Raw genomic sequence first — 17,668 nt, forward strand, 5'->3', positions numbered from 1 at the left:
CGAAACGTCCTTTTCAATCACTGCGCAGAATATTCGAAATAGGCCGGAATATCGGCAAGCTTTGGTAGCTTCCTGTCCTTGTCCGAAAGCACTGCGTCTGCCTCCGCAACTGGCCAGGCAATGCCGATATCTGGATCGCTCCACAAAATGCCGCTGTCATTCGCCGGGCTATAAGGTGCGGTCACCTTATAGCTGATGACGGTATCAGAATCCAAGGTCGCAAAGCCATGCGCAAAGCCTGCCGGGACCCATAGCTGAACGCCGTTCTCAGGCGTCAGTTCTTCGCCGAGCCATTGCCCGAACGTCGGAGATCCGGCGCGGATATCCACCGCGACGTCGAAGATCCGGCCCCGCAGGCAGCGTACGAGCTTGCCCTGTGCGAAAGGTGCTGTTTGGAAGTGCAGCCCGCGCAAAGTGCCAACCTGCGCCGAAAGCGATTCGTTATCCTGAACGAAGGACACATCGGCGACGTTCTCACGGAACCAGCCGTCCTTGAACACCTCGGAGAAATAGCCGCGGTGATCGCCATGGCGCGCCGGGATGATCTTCAGCACGCCGTCAATTTTCGTGGTCTCGATGCGCATCGTCAGTCTCTATTCCCTACCTGCATCACGCTCATCAGCATAGCCGCCTGGGAGCGTGCCCGCATGGCATTATAGCCGTTCTCGGCGATCTGTTCGCGTTCCGCATGGTCGGCGAGCAATTCCTTGCAGCGCTCGACGAGATCGTCATAGGGCTCGACGGCGAGCCCGCCGATGAAGGGATCGAGATCCGGATCCTCGATATCGCCCTCGGTCAACACGCAGACGCGGTTGGCGAGCAGATAGGAGATGCGGACGATCTCGAAAACGCCGCTGGCATAGTGATGGATATTGATGACGATCTTGGCGCGCGCGATCGCCGCATCGCGTTCGGCACCATAGACGTTGAAGAGATGCACGACCTTCAGGCCTGCCTCATGCAGCGAAATGAGAATTTCGCGGCGGCGATCGTTCATCGAGCCATAGAACAGGACGTCGATATCCTTCACCGGCGCATGCCGGATCTGCGACAGGCACTCGCTGTAGCCGATCTCCAGCACGCCGGCATGCTCGATGCCCTTGGCCGCAAGGTTGCGCCGGTTGCGCGGGCTGTAATCCAGCACCGGGAAAGCCTTGAGAACGGCGCTGTAGCGCTCGTTCATCCAGGTGCTCTCGTCCGAGACCTGTTCGAGATTGATGACGACGCTGTCTTTCGGCAGTTTCTGGATAATCTCGAGAGACAGCAGGTTGCCGCCGTAGATGATCGGCGAGCGCCCGGCGAACTCGTGCATCTCGCGAACGATCGGAGCCGAACCACCGAGCTCCTGGAAGGCGCCCTGCAGCGCGAGCGCCACCTCGTCGAATGCGTGGCTGTGATTGTAGCCTCGCGGCGTGACGATCCAGATGCAGTGCTTGTCCTTGTGGGCCTCCCAGCCGCCCTCGAAGGCCTGCAGCATCTTCGCGGCCGGTGCCGCAGCCGACAGCGGCGCAAGCGGCTGCGTCAGGGCTGCGAGTGCGGCCGGATTGACTGGCGGCAGCGACGTGTCGTTGACGCTGGAGGCGCGGGGCGCAAGTTCGCTCTTCGGGAAGGTGCCGCGCGGCACCCAGGCCGGCGGATCGTCGGCGTTCCAGATCAGATGCGGCTCCTTGGCGACAGGCATGCGGCCCTCCTGCCAGGCTTCCAGCCTGGACGGCTCACGGGTCTGCAGGAAGGCTTCCTTGCGCTCGAAGAGATCGTGAAGCAGGCGCCCGGTGCGGGCGCCGAACTTCCATTCGAAATCCGCAGCCGACGGCGAGAAAGCCGAAACCTTCATGCCGCTCGCGACCGCATGCGGAATGTAGAGGCCAAGAAGCCGCTCGATGACGAAGGGCCGCATGGCGGCGTTGCCATCGCGGCTGTAGTTCGCGGTGCCGCTATAGGCGCGTCCGGCAGCAGTGCCACGCAAGGCTTCCTGTTCGAGTGCGTTCAGCACATGTTCGCAGAAGGCGAAATAGCCGGACCAGAATTTCCGGTTACCGGCGAAATAGTTGCAGAAGAAGAAGGTCGTCTGCCCCTGCGGAAGCGCGATCGCAAAGCCGCTATCCCTCAGGAAGGTGAAGATCGGTTCCATGCCCGGATGTCCGCCCATCAGGGCATGTTCCCAGACATTGCTGTAGATCGCCGCGTGGCCGATCAAGGGATTGTAGAGATAGGCATCGGCGCCATCGGCGCACGCCTTCGTCGCTTCGGAAATGAAGGACTGCAGGCTGGAGACCGATTTCGTCTCGAACTTGCTGGACAGCAGCCCCCAGAACATGTCGTCCGGCAGGCCCGCCTGCAGATGATGCTCGTGAAGTATCCGGAACAGCTCGTATTCGCGGGTCGTCGATTGCGTATTGAAGGAAATGTCGAAGGGCAGCGCTGCCGGATCGAGCTGGGCGAGCTGCCCGGCGTGGAGGTATGGCTGGTAGACGATCACCGATCCGGATTGCGCCGCCTTGCCCCTCAGGCTTTCCAGGCTCGGCAGGCCGGCGGGCAGGGTGGTTGGAATTGGCTGGTTGATCGTCAAAGTCCGGTCCTTCGAATGCCGTCCGCCGCGGAAAGGGAAGTCCCGCAAGCCCAATCCGGCGTTATCGGCCGGACTATCGGCATCGAAGCTTGCGCCACCCTGTTGGAAGAATGGCCTGCCAAGGCCGGGATTCCCGCTGTCATCTCGCCATAGCAAACCGGTGCGAATCTCCTGTACAAGAGTCGCTGCCGCCCGCCGCCGCGGCTTCATTCAACCCTATTTGCTATCTGGGCACATATTTCAGGCCCTGGCTGTTCCGACGAAAGAGGTCCCTCATGACCGACAATAATACCGAGAACGTTTTCGCCTCGCGTGAGGACGATCTCCGCCGCTGGTTGGAAACCATGGTTTCCCGGAACCGGAAGGAGATCGAGGCCCGCGCCGTGTTGCTGCAATATGCTGTGCCTGAAAGGCTGACCTATCACCAGACGCAGCCACGCCCGGTGCCGGCCTCGTTCGAGGGCCCGGTCTGGCTATATTGGGCGCAGGGCCGCGACAATGCTCCGCCAATCGTCCAGAGCTGCCTGAGATCGGTCGAACGCCATCTTCCGGAACGTGAGATCATCATTCTCGATGACAATGCGATCGGCCGCTATATCAAGCCGCATCCCGTTGCATCCGAGCGGGTCAAGGCAAAATCGAAGACGCATTTTTCAGATATGCTGCGCGTCGAGCTGCTGCACAAATACGGCGGCACCTGGATGGATGCGACGGTGTTTCTGACCGACGCGCCGCGGCCTGATATGATGAACTCCGAATTCTTCGCTTTCACGCGCGACGCCGATCCATATCTGCTGTCCAACTGGTTCATGACCGCGCGGCCCGAACATCCGCTCGTCAGCGCCCTGAGGGAAATGCTGATCAGCTACTGGCTCGAAAACGACCAGCTGATCAACTACTTCATCTTCCATCACCTGTTCGAATGCGCGGTGACCATCAACGCGGATTTGAACGCCGAATGGCAGAAGGCGCCGCGCTATAGCTCCTACCACGCCCACGAGATGCAGCACCGGCTGATGTATCCGTTCGACGAATCGACCTTCAAGGCGATCGAGAACCTGATGCCGGTGCACAAGCTGACCTACAAGGTGAGCCCACCGGCGGCCGGCTCGTTCTTCGACATGATCGCCCGCGAAGACCCGGTGATTTTCCGATAGGGGGACGCTCCCCGCCGCAGGACATCACGTCTTGCGGCGGCACCGCATCAACTGACGCAACCAGTCCAGAACGCCGCGAGGCGAAGCGGAATTATTCAGGAATAACAATTTCTGGAAGATCCAGAAGTGGCACGCCCTAGGGGAGTCGAACCCCTCTTCCCAGAATGAAAATCTGGTGTCCTAACCGATAGACGAAGGGCGCTTCCTTCGTGGTGGCGCCCTTATAGTCAGCACCTTTCTGACCCGCAAGCGGTAAAATGCGAAATTCCGTAGATTTTTTCACGGCTTGTGGAAATGCCCCCGAGAAAGCGCTGAAGCCCCTGGAGAGCAGGGGATCGCGCCATGCGCTCTTTCCTCGATCTGCCGCGTCTACGCGTTGTCGCCCGGAAAAGTTTGAAACGAATCTGGCCGTCACCGGTTGTTCAGATGTCACCACCTCAACAATGGAGACACTTATGAGCAAGACTGACGTCAAGGAAATCCAGAAGCGCGCCGAGCGCCAGGTCGAGCACACCAGCGGTGGCGGCCATCTCGGCGGGACCTATTTCGGGCAGCAGCCCGATGGCAAGACCGCCTCGGTCACCTCCAAGGAAGGACCGAAGGCAAGAGCCAACGACGGATAGTGGAGAAGGGCCTCGCTTCGGCGGGGCCTTTTTCTGGCACGCCCTAGGGGAATCGAACCCCTCTTTGCAGAATGAGAATCTGCCGTCCTGACCGATAGACGAAGGGCGCCGGCGATGAGGAATAAATGGGGAGAGAGTGCCTGCTGTACAAGCGTCAAAACAGCGATGTTTTGAAGAGAGAAGTGGCACGCCCTAGGGGAGTCGAACCCCTCTTCCCAGAATGAAAATCTGGTGTCCTAACCGATAGACGAAGGGCGCTTCCTTCGTGGTGGCGCCCTTATAGTCAGGGTCTTGGAATCCCGCAAGCGGGAAAATCGCAATTCTATCAAAAAAATGACAAGGCTATGTTTGTGCAGGGAGATTCAAATTTACCCTGCTAAATCAATGCCCTGTGAATGGGTGTTTGATGAGGGCCGCGCGGTTGACGTTAAGGCACGGCAACCGCGCTCTTCGTTCAGATCGCGCGAGCGCTTGGCGGGCTGCCGCGCCGGGCGCCGCAGCCCCAGTTCCAGTCGCGGTTGTTGCCGGTGTCGAGATGGACGGAGTCGGTATGGCAATAGGTGCCGACGCCGCCGCGGCCCGGCAGCGAGCGGATGTAGCTCGCGATATCCCATTTCGAGACGCCGTCGATCTTGATGTCGGCGGCATCGCAGCTCTTGTGCATCGATTCCTCGGCGCCGCCGACCATGCGGTTGTGCTCGGGATCGCGGTAGCCCGAGGTGACGACGACGGGTTTGCCGAAATGCGTCTCGACGGTCTTGATGACGTTCAGCAGATTCGGTTTGAAACAGCTGACTTCGACGCTGGCATTCTGTACATGCACGCCGTTCGGCGCGACACGGGTCATGCCAGGCAGGGAGGCCTTCTGCAGGAGGCCGGAGAGGCTGCCCATCAGGTTCTGCTTCGGCGCGGCATAGAGCGCATTGCTGGAGCCTCCAGGCAGGCTGCCGGTTGCAAGCGATGCGGTCTGGTAGGACGGCGCGATCTGCGTGCTGGTATTCTGCGACGATTGTTGCGGCGGCAAGATTTCGCCCTGCGCATTCGGCTGCACCTGCTGGCCGGGCTGCGTGCCGAACACGCCGGCGCGCGAGCCCGTCAGCCCGCCCTGAACCGGCGCATAGGCATTGGCATCGGCCGGCTGGATGATCGTCGACGTCCGGTTGTTCTGCGGCATCACCGGCTGCGACGAGAAGATGCTCATCGAATTGGCGTTGATGCGGGTCGACTGCATCGCCATGCCGCCGATATTGGCGGGCTGCATCTGAGTCGAGCCCGGTGCCATGTTTGCCGTGGCATTGGGATCGGCCGCCGTTGTCTGCTGCTGGCCGACATTGCTGACCATCGGGTCGCGATAGCCAGGTGTCTTCTGGGTTTGCTGGCCGGGTGCGCCCGGCGCCATGGCGGTCTGCTGCTGCGCGGCGGCGGCCGCCGGAGCAGGCGTCGCCTCGGCAGAATCAAGCGCCTTCTGGCTGGAGACGCAGCCGGTCAGCGCCAGGGCCGAAACGGCGGTCAGAAAGAGGAACGGTCGCGTTCGAAGATGGGGCAAGCGAAAGCTCTCCGGACAAATACGGGAGCAGCCACGGATGGGCCGGGCTGCCTGATTTGGCCGGAGGGTGCATGCGGGCCGTGGCTGCGGCAAGAGCGAAGACGTGGCCGGAGCCCGAAATCGCCAAAGCCGCAAGCCTCGCTAAAGCCCCGGCTTACCAGGCGCCGGTATTGCCCATGGAAAGCCACGGTTCGGCCGCCGGCAGGCTGCCGTTTTTCTGCAGAATCTCGATCGAGATTCCATCCGGCGAGCGCACGAAGGCCATGCGCCCGTCACGCGGCGGACGGTTGATGGTGATTCCCTGGTCCATCAGCTGCTGGCAGGTCTGATAAATATCGTCGACCTCATAAGCGAGGTGGCCGAAGTTGCGTCCGCCCGTATAATCCTCGCTATCCCAATTGTAGGTGAGCTCGAGGCAGGGGGCGCCCTTCTGCTGTGCTTCGGCGATATCATCCGTGGCAGCAAGGAAAACGAGTGTGAAACGGCCTTTTTCATTCTCGGAACGGCGGATTTCCTTCAGTCCGAACAATGTGCAGTAGAAATGCAACGAGGCGTCGAGGTCCTTCACGCGAACCATGGTATGAAGATAACGCATTCTATTTCCTTTCGAATGTTGGAGCCTAGCCCGGATAGGTGACGCATGGTCAGCTTCGGGCAAGACATGCCGCTAAAATCAGCAACTGGGAATAACCAAAAACAGGACTTGCGCTTATCCGTTACCAAGATGTTAATCTTGATTTCAAGAATCAGTTAACCGTAACAGTGTGACGCGTAATGAGGGGCTGGCGACATGGCTGATAGGATTTCATCGAAGGAGTTCAGTGATCTCGACGAGCTATCGGGGGATGCCGTCGATCTCATTGAAATCACCGGTGTCGTCAAATGGTTTGATGTTGCCAAGGGTTTCGGTTTCATCGTTCCAGACAACGGCATGCAGGACGTCCTTCTTCACGTCACATGCCTGCGCCGCGATGGCTACCAGACGATCCTCGAAGGCACCCGCATCGTCGCGCTGATCCAGCGCCGCGAACGTGGCTATCAGGCCTTCAAGATCCTCTCCATGGACCAGTCCACAGCGGTTCATCCCTCGCAACTGCCGCCGGTTCGTACCCACGTCCAGGTGACCGCCACGAGCGGCCTTGAGCGTGCGCTGGTCAAGTGGTTCAACCGCACCAAGGGCTTCGGCTTCCTGACGCGCGGCGAGGGCACCGAGGATATCTTCGTTCACATGGAAACGCTGCGCCGTTTCGGCCTGACCGAGCTGCGCCCGGGTCAGGTTGTGCTGGTGCGCTTCGGGCCCGGTGACAAGGGTCTGATGGCTGCCGAGATCCACCCGGATATGCCGAGCCCGGCAAGCCGCGCCCACTGATGTTCAGGATGAGGACAATGCATAGAATCAAAGGCGCCTTCTTGGCGCTTTTTTTCATTGTGGCGACGGCAGCCCCCATGCCCGGCTTCGCGCAACAGGAACAGCAGATGGTCTTTGCCAGGGAGCCGCTGGTCGTCCAGACGGCATCCGGCAAGCTGCTGAACTTCACCGTCGAGATCGCCTCGACCAACGAGCAGCGGCAATACGGCCTGATGTACCGCAAGGAAATGGCCGAGAATGGCGGCATGCTGTTCGATTTCGGCCAGTCGCGCCGAGTGACGATGTGGATGGAAAACACCATCCTGCCGCTCGACATGCTGTTCATCGACAGCACCGGCGTCATCCGCCACATCAAGGAAAATGCCGTTCCCTATTCGGAAGACATCATCGATTCGATGGGATCGGTGAAATATGTCGTCGAGCTCAACGCCGGCATCGTCAAGAAGCTCGGCATCAAGGTCGGCGACAAGGCCGCCAGCCCGACGATCACCAAATAGAAGAGAAGAAGAAGCCTACTGCTTCTTGCGGGCAGCCTGCGCCTGGGCGACGGCTTCCTGGCGCACGCGTTCCATGAACCGCGCCATCTTCGCCTTCACCGAGCCATAGGTCCCCAGCTCGAAATTGCAGCTGTAGCAGGTGATGATGTCGTCATCGAGCGGCTGCGGACGCGGGAAGTTCATTCGTGTCTTGCCGCATTTGGGGCAGGGGATTTCGACTTGCATGATCGGCTCCTGCTCGGGCGGGTCACCGCCTGCGGAAGATAGAGATTTAAGGGAAATGGTCGGAGTGGAGAGATTCGAACTCCCGACCCTCTGGTCCCAAACCAGATGCGCTACCAGACTGCGCTACACTCCGAATGAAGGGGGCAATACACGCTTCACCGTGACCCCGCAATATCAAAAACGCGCTTGTCCCGTGCTTCGTTGCGGCTTTTGCGTTCAGGATAGTGTCAGGAAGCACCGCCATGGTCGCCCCGATTTTGAGATTGCGGTGCTGGCGCGAGTCGTAAAGTGCCGCTGCGCCGGAGCGAACCTGATAGCATGGCAACAGAACAGAAGACGGCGTCGTGGCGCCCGGCGATCGGCAGCATCACGCTCGCCGTCATCGTTTCCCTCTACATCCTCATCGTCGCCAATTACACGTTCTGGAGCCGGGCCTATGTCTATTTCGACGGCCACCGGCCGGCCTTCGTCGGCTTCGTCGCCGGAATGATCGCGCTGACGGTGGCGATCGCCGTCACGTTTTCGGTGAAATATCTGATGAAGCCGGTGCTGATCGTGCTGTTGCTCGCGGCTGTCGCTGCCGCATGGTTCACCGATCGATTCGGCACGATCATCGACCGCGAGATGATCCGTAACGCCGCGGTGACCACCTCGTCGGAAGCCGGGCACCTGATCACCGGCAAATTCATGCTCTACATGCTGCTGTTGGGCGTCGTGCCGTCGCTGCTGATTGCCGCCGTGCGCATCGTCCACCGGCCGTTCCCGAGCAAGTTCCTGCACAACATGGCGGTCATCATCCCTTGCATCGCACTGATCGCGATCGTCGGCATGGGCTTCTATCCGACCTATGCCGCCGTCGGGCGCATTCACCGCGACATGATGATGACGATCAATCCGCATTTCCCGATCGGCAGCGCGATCTATTACACGGCCACCTACGGCGATAACCTGAACCTCGTGCGCCAGCCGATCGGCACCGATGCGCATCAGCTGCCGCCTGCCGCACCCGGCAAGCCGCGCGTGCTGGTGATCGTTGCCGGCGAAACGGCGCGCGGCAAGGAATTCTCGCTGGCCGGCTACGGCCGCGACACCAATCCCGAGATGAAGGCCCGTGGCGTCACCTTCTTCCCGGACGTGACGAGCTGCGGCACGGAGACGGCCGTCTCCATCCCCTGCATGTTCTCGGTCTATCCACGCGGCGTCTATAATTACCGCAAGGGCCTGACGACCGACAATCTGACCGACGTGCTCGGCCACGCCAAGATCGATGTCGAATGGTGGGACAACGATACCGGCACCTATGGCGTCGCCGACCGCATCAAGTACAAGTATCTGCCCGACACCCGCGATCCGCGCTTCTGCAAGGATGGCGAATGCCTGGACACGATCTTGCTCGACAAGCTGGACGACTGGCTCGCCAACGTGAAGGGCGATAGCGTGCTGGTGCTGCACCAGCTCGGCAGCCACGGCCCGGCCTATTACCTGCGCTATCCCGATTCGGCCCGCCGCTTCACGCCGGATTGCCGCGCCGCCGATTTCGCCACCTGCAAGCCCGAGGAAATCACGAACGCCTATGACAACACGATCGTCATGACCGACCAGGTGATCGCTGCCGTCATCGACAAGCTGAAGGCCCATCAGGACCAGCTCGCCGGCTCCATGCTCTATCTCTCGGATCACGGCGAATCGCTCGGTGAAAACGGCATCTATCTGCATGGTGCTCCCTATTTCATCGCGCCCGCTGAGCAGACGCATGTGCCGATGGCGCTGTGGCTGTCGGATGAATTCGCCAGCGAGACGCGGCTCGACACCGCCTGCATCGCCGAGCGCGCCAAGCACCCGGCCTCGCACGACAACATGTTCCACAGCGTGCTCGGATTGATGGAAGTCGAGACCAGCGTTCGCGACGCTTCGCTCGACCTCGTTTCGCCCTGCCGCAAGCCAGCGGACAAGCTTGCCTCCAATTGAACTGCGGCAGTTGGCTTTGCCTCGGCTTTTTTCTTGAAACCCGGCGGATTCGCGGATAAGCAAAATTCATCTCTTTGCGCTATCACTGGCGCAGAGAACCGTGCCGCATCAGGCGCGGAAGGTTGAAATATCCGCGGGTGAAACCGCTTATCCGGAGGCGAATGCCGCGATGTCTGCCAAGATCTACCGTCCAGCCAAGACCGCCATGCAGTCCGGCAAGGCCAAGACGCATCTCTGGGTGCTCGAATTCGATCAGGAGCAGCCGCGCAAGATCGATCCGGTCATGGGCTACACCTCGTCCGGAGACATGCGCCAGCAGGTCAAGCTGACCTTCGAGACGCAGGAACTGGCCGAAGCCTATGCCAAGCGCAACGGCATCGAATACCGCGTACTGCAGCCGAAGGACCCGATCCGCCAGACTGTCGCCTATCCGGATAATTTCCGCTATACCCGCACGCAGCCCTGGACGCACTGATTTCAGGCATACCGCGTTAGCCGCCATTCATGGCGGCCGGCCGGCCCCTTAGCTCAACTGGATAGAGCAGCTGCCTTCTAAGCAGCAGGTCGCAGGTTCGAGTCCTGCAGGGGTCGCCATTTGATTTCAGGTGCCACTCCGGGCCCCATACAGCGCTTCAAACATATCAGTTCTTCGCAAAGTCAGTGCCTAGCCAGTCTGTAGCTGTGGGACCAGTTAAGCAGAGCTCGTGCTCGCCGGTAGTTGATAGCATCTTGCGGAAGAATGGTGCCCCTGCCGAGGAGTTGAACCTGGATCGGCTGCTGACAACGCAGCTGCTCTAGCGGTTGAGCTACAAGGGGCGTGAGGCATTCGATAGACCCGGCCGGGCGGGCGGGCAATGCGTTCTTTTCATCAGGGTTAGCGGGTAAGCTTAACGGGCTTGCGCCGCATCAAGGAAGAAGGCCCGGTGCGAACACCGGGCCTTCGATCAGATTACTGCTGCGTGGCGCCACCACCGGGTGCGGGCGGGGTTGCCGGGGCAGGGGCGGCATTGTTGTCGGCCGGGGCCATCGGCGTTGCCGGCGCGGGAACCGGAGCTGCCGGTTCGCTCTTGGTCGAAGCCGTCGTCTGCGGGTCGGTATCGGGCGTGCCGTTCCATTCCATATAGGCGAAGGCGGCAACGGCGATCACCGCGATGGCTGCGACCCAGCCCACCCAGGAGCTGGATTTACGGGCGCCGACGGGTGTGGTGCGGAAGTCCGGACCGTTCGTCGGGTTGAGCGGGCGATTCGGATCATTCAGGTTGTTCGGATCGTATGTCATTGTCTCTACTCCTCTTCTCGTGGAAAGGAGAATGGCTTTCACGCTTATTTGTTCCAGCAGGGCATCTAGGGCGCGCGGTGCGCCTGCCGGTTGACCGCCAACATGGCGTAGCCGAGCAGCAGCAGGCCGGCACCCATCGCCAGCGCGTGGAGGAGCACGCCGCCCCAGCCGATGCTGTGGATATCGAGGAAGGGGTAGGCATAGATCCCCTCGATCCGCCCGCGGATCATCGCATAGGGAAAATAGACGAGCGGCGGCAGTGTCCAGAGCAGCGGGGCGGTGGAGGGCAGGGCGTGCTTGCGCACCACAATCAGCCAATAGACGGTCATCAGCAGCGGTGTGACGCGGTGATTGAGGGCATCGGCCACGGCCGCCCCGCCGCTGAGCTCCACCATGCCGCGCAGCAGCAGCGCAAACACCACGCCGACGAGGATGATGCTCGTCGTGACGCCGCCGAGAACGAGCGGCGTGGCGATCCGTTTGAGGTCGAAGGCTGCCGCCGTCATGACAAGCGCGACGGCGAGATTGGTGAGGATCGTGAAGTAGCGCACCATTACCCATATGGCTTCAGGTGCCGAACCGGACATCGCGATACTGGCATCGAGCTGGATGGCAAGGCCAGTCCAGGCGGTCAGAGCAATGATGGCAGCCGCGAGCCTCTCCATGTGTGCGGATCAATCGTTCCAGCGGAAGATCGGCCGGTAAACGCGGTTGGCGATCATCAGGCTGCGATCCGGGCGGATGATATAGGTTTCCTCCACCTCGCGGCCGCGGGCATCCACGAATGTATGCGGGAAATAGGAGCCGATCGGCGACTTCGTCAGCTTCGTGCGCGGCTGGCCGTTATAGGTGATGCTCCCCGGGATCGGCGCCAGGCCGGGGCCGGAGATATCGCCGCCCGCGGTATTGCATCCGGAGAGCAGCGCTGCAGCGATCAGAACTGAGGCAAGGGTAAGTTTCATCGGAGTGCTCCATCAGCGGCAAGGCTGCATCTTAGAACTAGGATTTCGCAGTCTTTTTTCTATGGCCCGGAAGCGCGCCGATTCGCAAACGGCCCGCTGATGACGAGAAAGTGTCCCGTATCGGAGCGGCCGGCTTCGATCTTTTCTTCGCGCTAACCTAGAGGTTTGGTTGCGTGAAACAATTCTAATATTCTTACGTTCGCTGTCCATGGGCTTGGCTGCAATGGCCGGGTCCACTCGATCGATGGTTCGCGCGTTCCCTCGATTTTCGGCTGCCGGTCAAATCCGGCATTTGGAAAACGGAGGAGTACAATGACTTACGCTTATTCCAGGACCCGGCTTGCCGTTCTCGCAACCGCCTGCTCGATTTTTGTCATGCCGCTCGGCGCTGCTCACGCGCTTGATATCTCGATCGGCGGCAGCAATGGTGTGAATGCCAGCGTCGGCGTGTCGTCAGGCAGCTCCGGCGGCCTCGGTGCCAATGTCGGAGCATCCGTCGGCGGTTCGAAGGGCATCAACGCCAATACGAATGCCACGGTCGGCGGCTCGAAAGGCCTCGTCGATGCCGATGTCGACGCAACGGTCGGCGGCAGCGACGGCGTCAAGGCCAAGGTCGGCGCCAATGCGCTGAGCAGCAGCAAGCTCGCCGACATCAATGCAGATGTCTCTGCCGGCGGCAGCAACGGCGTCAACGCTAAGGTGGGTGCAACGGCAGGCGGCAGCCAGCTGCTCGATGCCGATGTCACTGCTTCCGTCGGTGGGCGCAGCGGCATCAACGCCAATGTCGGCGCCGACGTCGGCAACAGCGTCGGCGCCACCCTCGGTCTCGGGATCGGCGGCAGCGCGACCGGCAGCAACGGCAATGGTGCCAATATCACGCCCGGTGCCGTGGCGCGCGAGTTCAGCAGGATGGATCCGAGCGACCAGAAGAAGATGCTGGTGCGCTGCCGCGACGTGGCAGCGGGCGGTTATGACTCGGGTCTCGCCGGTCTCTGCAAGATGCTGCGCACGCTGGCATCCCGCTGACGGATATCCCGCCCAAACGAAAAAGCCGCCGGATCGCTCCGGCGGCTTTTTTGGGAACGGGTGAGCCTCAATGGAGGATCTGGCTGAGGAAGAGCTTGGTGCGCTCGTGCTGGGGATTATCGAAGAACTCGGCGGGCGAGTTCTGTTCGACGATCTGGCCCTGGTCCATGAAGATGACGCGGTTGGCGACCTGGCGGGCAAAGCCCATTTCGTGGGTGACGCAGAGCATCGTCATGCCTTCTTCGGCGAGACCGACCATGGTGTCGAGCACTTCCTTGATCATTTCAGGGTCGAGAGCCGAGGTCGGCTCATCGAACAGCATGATCTTGGGGTTCATGCACAGCGAGCGGGCAATTGCCACGCGCTGCTGCTGACCGCCGGAGAGCTGGCCCGGATACTTGTTGGCCTGTTCCGGGATCTTGACGCGCTTGAGGAAGTGCATGGCGACTTCCTCGGCCTGCTTCTTCGGCATCTTGCGCACCCAGATCGGTGCCAGCGTGCAGTTTTCCAGGATCGTCAGATGCGGGAAGAGGTTGAAGTGCTGGAACACCATGCCGACTTCGCGGCGCACTTCGTCGATCTTCTTCAGGTCGTTGGTGAGCTCGGTGCCATCGACGACGATCTGGCCCTTCTGGTGCTCTTCCAGACGGTTGATGCAGCGGATCATCGTCGACTTACCAGAGCCCGACGGGCCGGCGATGACGATGCGCTCGCCCTTCATGACCTTCAGATTGATGTCACGCAGAACGTGGAAGTCGCCGTACCACTTGTTCATATTGGTGATTTCGACGGCGACCTCGGTCGCGGAGACGGTGAGCTTTTTAGCTTCAGCCATAGTTGTTACCCTCAATTCTTATCGTTTGTGGCCGGTGTCGAGATGGCGTTCCACGAACACCGAATAGCGCGACATGCCGAAGCAGAAAATCCAGAAGACGAAGCCAGCAAAGATCAATCCTGTCAATGGTGTGACTGCAGAGGCCCAGTTGCCGTCAGAGAAGTTCAGGCGAACGATGCCGAGCAGGTCGAACATGCTGATGATCGACACCAGCGAGGTATCCTTGAACATACCAATGAACGTGTTGACGATGCCAGGGATGACGAGCTTGATCGCCTGCGGCAAAATGATCAGCCGCATCTTCTGCCAATAGCCGAGGCCGAGCGAAGCGGCGCCCTCATATTGACCCTTCGGAATGGCCTGCAGGCCGCCGCGGATGACTTCGGCCATATAAGCGGACGCGAAGATCGATACGCCGATGACGGCGCGGATCAGCTTGTCGACATTCCAGCCCTGCGGCAGGAACAGCGGTAGCATGACGCTCGCCATGAACAGGACGGTGATCAGCGGAATGCCGCGGATCACCTCGATGAAGATGACGCAGACCATCTTCACGACCGGCATCTGCGAGCGACGTCCGAGCGCCAGGATGATGCCGAAGGGCAGCGACACGGCGATACCGACGAAGGAGACCACGAGCGTCACCAAGAGGCCGCCCCAGAGCGGCGTCTCGACGATCTCGAGACCGAAGCCGCCGTAAAGCAGCCAGATCGACACGAGCGGCAAGGCAACGAACAGCAGCAGCGCGTTCAGGCCCTTGCGCGGCATCGACGGGATCAGCATCGGCGTCAGCAGCGCTGCGAACATGATGAACACCAGCGTCGGGCGCCAGCGCTCATCGAGCGTATAGCGGCCATAGACGAACTGATCGAGCTTGGCGTTGACGAAGGCCCAGCAGGCGCCGCTCCATCCATCAGGCTGCGTGCCGCCCTGGACGGTCGTGGCGCAGAAGGTGCGGTCGGTGCCGGTCCAGACGGCCTGGATGAACAGCCAGTTGATCATGTGCGGCAGCACCCAGGCGAGTGCCGCGATCGCAATCACCGTCAGCACGATGTCCTTCGGTGTTGCGAGCAGGTTGCGCCTGATCCAGGCGATTGCGCCGCGCTGGCTTGCCGGAGCCGGTTCTGGCTCCAGCATGGCATTGCGGACGAAAGAAATGTTCGAGCCGGACATCTTATCTCTCCACCAGTGCCATCTTGGCGTTGAACCAGTTCATGAACAGCGAGGTGAGCACGCTGAGCCCGAGATAGACGACGATCCAGACGACGACGACCTCGATCGACTGGCCGGTCTGGTTGAGCGTCGTACCCCCGACGGCAACGAGATCCGAGAAGCCGACGGCGATTGCCAGCGACGAATTCTTGGTCAGGTTCAGATACTGGCTGGTGAGCGGCGGAATGATGATGCGGAAGGCCTGCGGCACGACGACGAGGCGGGTAACCGAGGACGGATACAGGCCGAGTGCACCGGCCGCCTCCGACTGGCCCTTCGGCACACCGCGGATACCGGCACGCACGATCTCGGCGATGAAGGCTGCGGTGTAGAAGGACAATGCCAAAAACAGCGACATGAATTCCGGGCCGACGACGGAACCGCCGGTCAGGTTGAACTTGCCGGCCACCGGCACGTCGAAGGAGATAGGCAGGCCGGTCACCAGGAAGGCGAGGATCGGCAGGCCGGCGATCAGCGCGATCGATACCCAGATCGTGTGAAACTGCTTGCCGGTCGCGGCCTGACGCTTGTGCGCCCAGCGTGCCGTGATCACGGTCGCGATGATGCCGATGACGAGGGCGGCGAGCACCACCCACATGCCCGCCTCGAACATCGGCTTCGGGAAGGCGAGGCCGCGGTTGTTCAGGAACATGCTGAAGGGCAGGTGCAGGGATTCGCGCGGTTGCGGCAGCACGGCGAGAACGCCCGAATACCAGAAGAAGATGACGAGCAGCGGCGGGATGTTGCGGAACACCTCGACATAGACGGTGCAGAGCTTGGCGATCAGCCAGTTATGCGACAGGCGTCCGATGCCGACGATGAAGCCGATGATCGTCGCAGTGATGATGCCGGTGATGGCAACGAGAATGGTGTTCAGGATGCCGACGACGAGCGCCCGGCCGTAGGTCGAATCGCTCGAATAGGAGATCAGCGACTGGCCGATTTCGAAGCCTGCGCGCCCATTGAGAAATGCGAAGCCAGATGCCGTGTTGCTGCGTTGCAGGTTGATCGCCGTATTGTGAGCGACCCACGCTATGAAACCAACGAGCAGAACTACGGTCAGAACCTGGAAAAAGATGCCCCTTAACTTGGGGTCGTAAAGTGCCGACTGGAGCGTCCAGCGGCTCTCCGGCAAAGGTGTCGTGTGCACAGCCTCTTGCGTCATGCCGAGCCTAATCCCCTATGTGCCCGTTTTTGGGCTTTTTTCTTGGAAGATGGAAAGGCGGTTTCCCGCCTTTCCGGCATTCATGTCAAAAGCTTAGCGAACCGGCGGTGCGTACTGGATGCCGCCCTTGTTCCACAGAGCGTTGAGGCCACGCGCGATCTTCAGCGGGCTGCCCTGACCGACGTTGCGCTCGAAGACTTCGCTGTAGTTGCCGACGCCCTTGATGACGTTGTAGGCCCACTCGTTGGTCAGGCCGAGGTCGGTACCGATCTTGGTATCGGCCTCGGTGCCGAGGAAGCGCTTGATATCCGGGTTCGGCGAGTTCTTCATCTCGTCGACGTTGGCCTGGGTGATGCCGAACTCTTCAGCATTCACGAGCGCGTAAGCAGTCCAGGAAACGATGTCGAACCACTGGTCGTCACCCTGGCGAACTGCCGGGCCGAGCGGCTCCTTGGAGATGATCTCCGGAAGGATCATGTGCTCGTCGGGGTTCTTCAGCGTCAGACGCAGCGAGTAGAGGCCCGACTGGTCGGTCGTGTAGACGTCGCAACGGCCGGAGTCGTAAGCAGCGTTGACTTCTTCGAGCTTTTCGAAAACGACCGGGTTGTACTGAAGGTTGTTGGCCTTGAAGTAGTCGGCGAGGTTCAGCTCGGTGGTCGTGCCGGACTGTACGCAGACAGCAGCGCCGGAGAGTTCGAGAGCCGACTTCACGTTCAGGCTCTTGCGAACCATGAAGCCCTGACCGTCGTAGTAGGTGACCGGACGGAAGTTGAAGCCGAGAGCGGTGTCGCGGTTGATCGTCCAGGTGGTGTTACGCGAGAGAACGTCGACTTCGCCCGACTGCAGGGCCGGGAAGCGGTCCTTGGCGGAGAGGGGCGTGTACTTGACCTTGGTCGGGTCGCCGAAGACGGCGGAAGCGACGGCCTTGCAGAAATCAACGTCGAAGCCGGCCCAGTTGCCGGAAGCGTCAGGCTGCGCGAAGCCGAGCAGGCCCGAGTTGACGCCGCACTGAACGAAACCCTTTGCCTTCACGTCTTCAAGAGTGGTTGCCGAGGCCGCATGGGCGCCAAGAGCGAAAACTGCTGCGCCGACGGCGGCGGACAGGAGCTTAATCTTCATTTTTCCCAACCTTTTATCTGTTGTCTTATGTTCTTTGTGGAGGAGACGGCCGAAGAAAACCTTCCCCCCAATTCTCGACACCCTCCCGGCGCGAGTGGTTCTATCACAGTCGCAAA

General features: G+C 60.7%; 19 protein-coding genes and 6 tRNA genes. 8 read left to right on the forward strand and 17 right to left on the reverse strand.

Features of this window, described 5'->3' with window-relative positions:
* Positions 1-17 precede the first annotated feature (17 nt).
* Both rfbC and ACEN84_RS17850 read right to left on the reverse strand, forming a co-directional pair.
* Positions 18-584, reverse strand: coding sequence for a dTDP-4-dehydrorhamnose 3,5-epimerase (gene rfbC / locus ACEN84_RS17845; protein ID WP_413709425.1), 567 nt, complete (start codon positions 582-584; stop codon positions 18-20).
* A 2-nt stretch (positions 585-586) separates the two neighbouring features.
* Positions 587-2,569 carry a glycosyltransferase family 1 protein gene (locus ACEN84_RS17850; protein ID WP_413709426.1) on the reverse strand — a complete coding sequence of 661 codons (1,983 nt, stop codon included), beginning with the start codon at positions 2,567-2,569 and terminating at the stop codon, positions 587-589.
* A 275-nt stretch (positions 2,570-2,844) separates the two neighbouring features.
* Here ACEN84_RS17850 and ACEN84_RS17855 point away from each other — a divergent pair, with 275 nt between their 5' ends.
* Positions 2,845-3,726, forward strand: coding sequence for a capsular polysaccharide synthesis protein (locus ACEN84_RS17855; protein ID WP_162708611.1), 882 nt, complete (start codon positions 2,845-2,847; stop codon positions 3,724-3,726).
* A gap of 127 nt (positions 3,727-3,853) precedes the next feature.
* Here ACEN84_RS17855 and ACEN84_RS17860 read toward each other — a convergent pair.
* Positions 3,854-3,928 (reverse strand) — tRNA-Glu (locus tag ACEN84_RS17860).
* A 253-nt stretch (positions 3,929-4,181) separates the two neighbouring features.
* Here ACEN84_RS17860 and ACEN84_RS17865 point away from each other — a divergent pair.
* Positions 4,182-4,349: a hypothetical protein gene (locus tag ACEN84_RS17865; protein ID WP_165402600.1), complete on the forward strand. Its 168-nt coding sequence runs from the start codon at positions 4,182-4,184 to the stop codon at positions 4,347-4,349.
* A gap of 34 nt (positions 4,350-4,383) precedes the next feature.
* On the opposite strand, the gene ACEN84_RS17870 is transcribed toward ACEN84_RS17865, so the two are convergent.
* The 4 genes from ACEN84_RS17870 to gloA form a co-directional block, all read right to left on the reverse strand.
* Positions 4,384-4,458: transfer RNA gene (locus ACEN84_RS17870), tRNA-Glu, on the reverse strand.
* A gap of 74 nt (positions 4,459-4,532) precedes the next feature.
* Positions 4,533-4,607, reverse strand: a tRNA-Glu gene (locus tag ACEN84_RS17875).
* 196 nt (positions 4,608-4,803) lie between these two features.
* Positions 4,804-5,895 (reverse strand): D-Ala-D-Ala carboxypeptidase family metallohydrolase, encoded by a 1,092-nt coding sequence (locus ACEN84_RS17880; protein WP_413709427.1) that lies wholly within the window; start codon positions 5,893-5,895, stop codon positions 4,804-4,806.
* A 154-nt stretch (positions 5,896-6,049) separates the two neighbouring features.
* Positions 6,050-6,490 carry a lactoylglutathione lyase gene (gene gloA / locus ACEN84_RS17885; RefSeq protein ID WP_130278410.1) on the reverse strand — a complete coding sequence of 147 codons (441 nt, stop codon included), beginning with the start codon at positions 6,488-6,490 and terminating at the stop codon, positions 6,050-6,052.
* A 195-nt stretch (positions 6,491-6,685) separates the two neighbouring features.
* Here gloA and ACEN84_RS17890 point away from each other — a divergent pair, with 195 nt between their 5' ends.
* Positions 6,686-7,264 carry a cold-shock protein gene (locus tag ACEN84_RS17890; RefSeq protein WP_112711631.1) on the forward strand — a complete coding sequence of 193 codons (579 nt, stop codon included), beginning with the start codon at positions 6,686-6,688 and terminating at the stop codon, positions 7,262-7,264.
* On the forward strand, positions 7,264-7,761 hold the full coding sequence (locus ACEN84_RS17895; RefSeq protein ID WP_413709428.1) for a DUF192 domain-containing protein: 498 nt from the start codon (positions 7,264-7,266) through the stop codon (positions 7,759-7,761). The genes ACEN84_RS17890 and ACEN84_RS17895 overlap by 1 nt, the downstream gene beginning before the upstream one ends.
* A 15-nt stretch (positions 7,762-7,776) precedes the next feature.
* Here ACEN84_RS17895 and ACEN84_RS17900 read toward each other — a convergent pair whose 3' ends face one another.
* Positions 7,777-7,986, reverse strand: coding sequence for a hypothetical protein (locus tag ACEN84_RS17900; protein ID WP_130278408.1), 210 nt, complete (start codon positions 7,984-7,986; stop codon positions 7,777-7,779).
* 56 nt (positions 7,987-8,042) lie between these two features.
* A tRNA-Pro gene (locus ACEN84_RS17905) sits at positions 8,043-8,119 on the reverse strand.
* Positions 8,120-8,304: 185 nt separating this feature from the next.
* Between ACEN84_RS17905 and ACEN84_RS17910 the strand changes: the two genes are divergently transcribed.
* The 3 genes from ACEN84_RS17910 to ACEN84_RS17920 all read left to right on the forward strand — a co-directional run bounded on the left by ACEN84_RS17910 (position 8,305) and on the right by ACEN84_RS17920 (position 10,548).
* A complete protein-coding gene (locus ACEN84_RS17910) occupies positions 8,305-9,954 on the forward strand; it encodes a phosphoethanolamine transferase (RefSeq protein ID WP_413709429.1) in 1,650 nt (549 codons plus the stop codon).
* Between the two features lie 169 nt (positions 9,955-10,123).
* A complete protein-coding gene (locus ACEN84_RS17915; RefSeq protein WP_112711677.1) occupies positions 10,124-10,429 on the forward strand; it encodes an ETC complex I subunit in 306 nt (101 codons plus the stop codon).
* 42 nt (positions 10,430-10,471) lie between these two features.
* Positions 10,472-10,548: transfer RNA gene (locus tag ACEN84_RS17920), tRNA-Arg, on the forward strand.
* 146 nt (positions 10,549-10,694) lie between these two features.
* On the opposite strand, the gene ACEN84_RS17925 is transcribed toward ACEN84_RS17920, so the two are convergent.
* From ACEN84_RS17925 to ACEN84_RS17940, 4 genes are all read right to left on the reverse strand, one after another.
* Positions 10,695-10,771: transfer RNA gene (locus ACEN84_RS17925), tRNA-Thr, on the reverse strand.
* Positions 10,772-10,903: 132 nt separating this feature from the next.
* Positions 10,904-11,233, reverse strand: coding sequence for a hypothetical protein (locus ACEN84_RS17930; RefSeq protein WP_413709430.1), 330 nt, complete (start codon positions 11,231-11,233; stop codon positions 10,904-10,906).
* 65 nt (positions 11,234-11,298) lie between these two features.
* The gene (locus ACEN84_RS17935; protein ID WP_413709431.1) at positions 11,299-11,898 is read right to left on the reverse strand and encodes a Pr6Pr family membrane protein; all 600 of its coding nucleotides are present in this window, start codon (positions 11,896-11,898) and stop codon (positions 11,299-11,301) included.
* A gap of 9 nt (positions 11,899-11,907) precedes the next feature.
* A complete protein-coding gene (locus ACEN84_RS17940; RefSeq protein ID WP_130278404.1) occupies positions 11,908-12,195 on the reverse strand; it encodes a hypothetical protein in 288 nt (95 codons plus the stop codon).
* A 312-nt stretch (positions 12,196-12,507) separates the two neighbouring features.
* Between ACEN84_RS17940 and ACEN84_RS17945 the strand changes: the two genes are divergently transcribed.
* Positions 12,508-13,221 (forward strand): hypothetical protein, encoded by a 714-nt coding sequence (locus ACEN84_RS17945; protein WP_112711685.1) that lies wholly within the window; start codon positions 12,508-12,510, stop codon positions 13,219-13,221.
* Positions 13,222-13,288: 67 nt separating this feature from the next.
* On the opposite strand, the gene ACEN84_RS17950 is transcribed toward ACEN84_RS17945, so the two are convergent.
* The 4 genes from ACEN84_RS17950 to ACEN84_RS17965 all read right to left on the reverse strand — a co-directional run bounded on the left by ACEN84_RS17950 (position 13,289) and on the right by ACEN84_RS17965 (position 17,552).
* Positions 13,289-14,056: an amino acid ABC transporter ATP-binding protein gene (locus ACEN84_RS17950; protein ID WP_112711687.1), complete on the reverse strand. Its 768-nt coding sequence runs from the start codon at positions 14,054-14,056 to the stop codon at positions 13,289-13,291.
* Positions 14,057-14,074: 18 nt separating this feature from the next.
* On the reverse strand, positions 14,075-15,229 hold the full coding sequence (locus ACEN84_RS17955) for an amino acid ABC transporter permease (RefSeq protein WP_413709432.1): 1,155 nt from the start codon (positions 15,227-15,229) through the stop codon (positions 14,075-14,077).
* Position 15,230: 1 nt separating this feature from the next.
* Positions 15,231-16,433: an amino acid ABC transporter permease gene (locus ACEN84_RS17960; RefSeq protein WP_413709433.1), complete on the reverse strand. Its 1,203-nt coding sequence runs from the start codon at positions 16,431-16,433 to the stop codon at positions 15,231-15,233.
* A 93-nt stretch (positions 16,434-16,526) separates the two neighbouring features.
* Positions 16,527-17,552, reverse strand: a complete 1,026-nt coding sequence (locus ACEN84_RS17965) for an amino acid ABC transporter substrate-binding protein (protein WP_112711693.1) — start codon at positions 17,550-17,552, stop codon at positions 16,527-16,529.
* Between the last annotated feature and the right edge of the window lie 116 nt (positions 17,553-17,668).

The sequence above is a fragment of the Rhizobium sp. Rhizsp82 genome, from assembly GCF_047325115.1.
GTDB lineage: Bacteria > Pseudomonadota > Alphaproteobacteria > Rhizobiales > Rhizobiaceae > Rhizobium.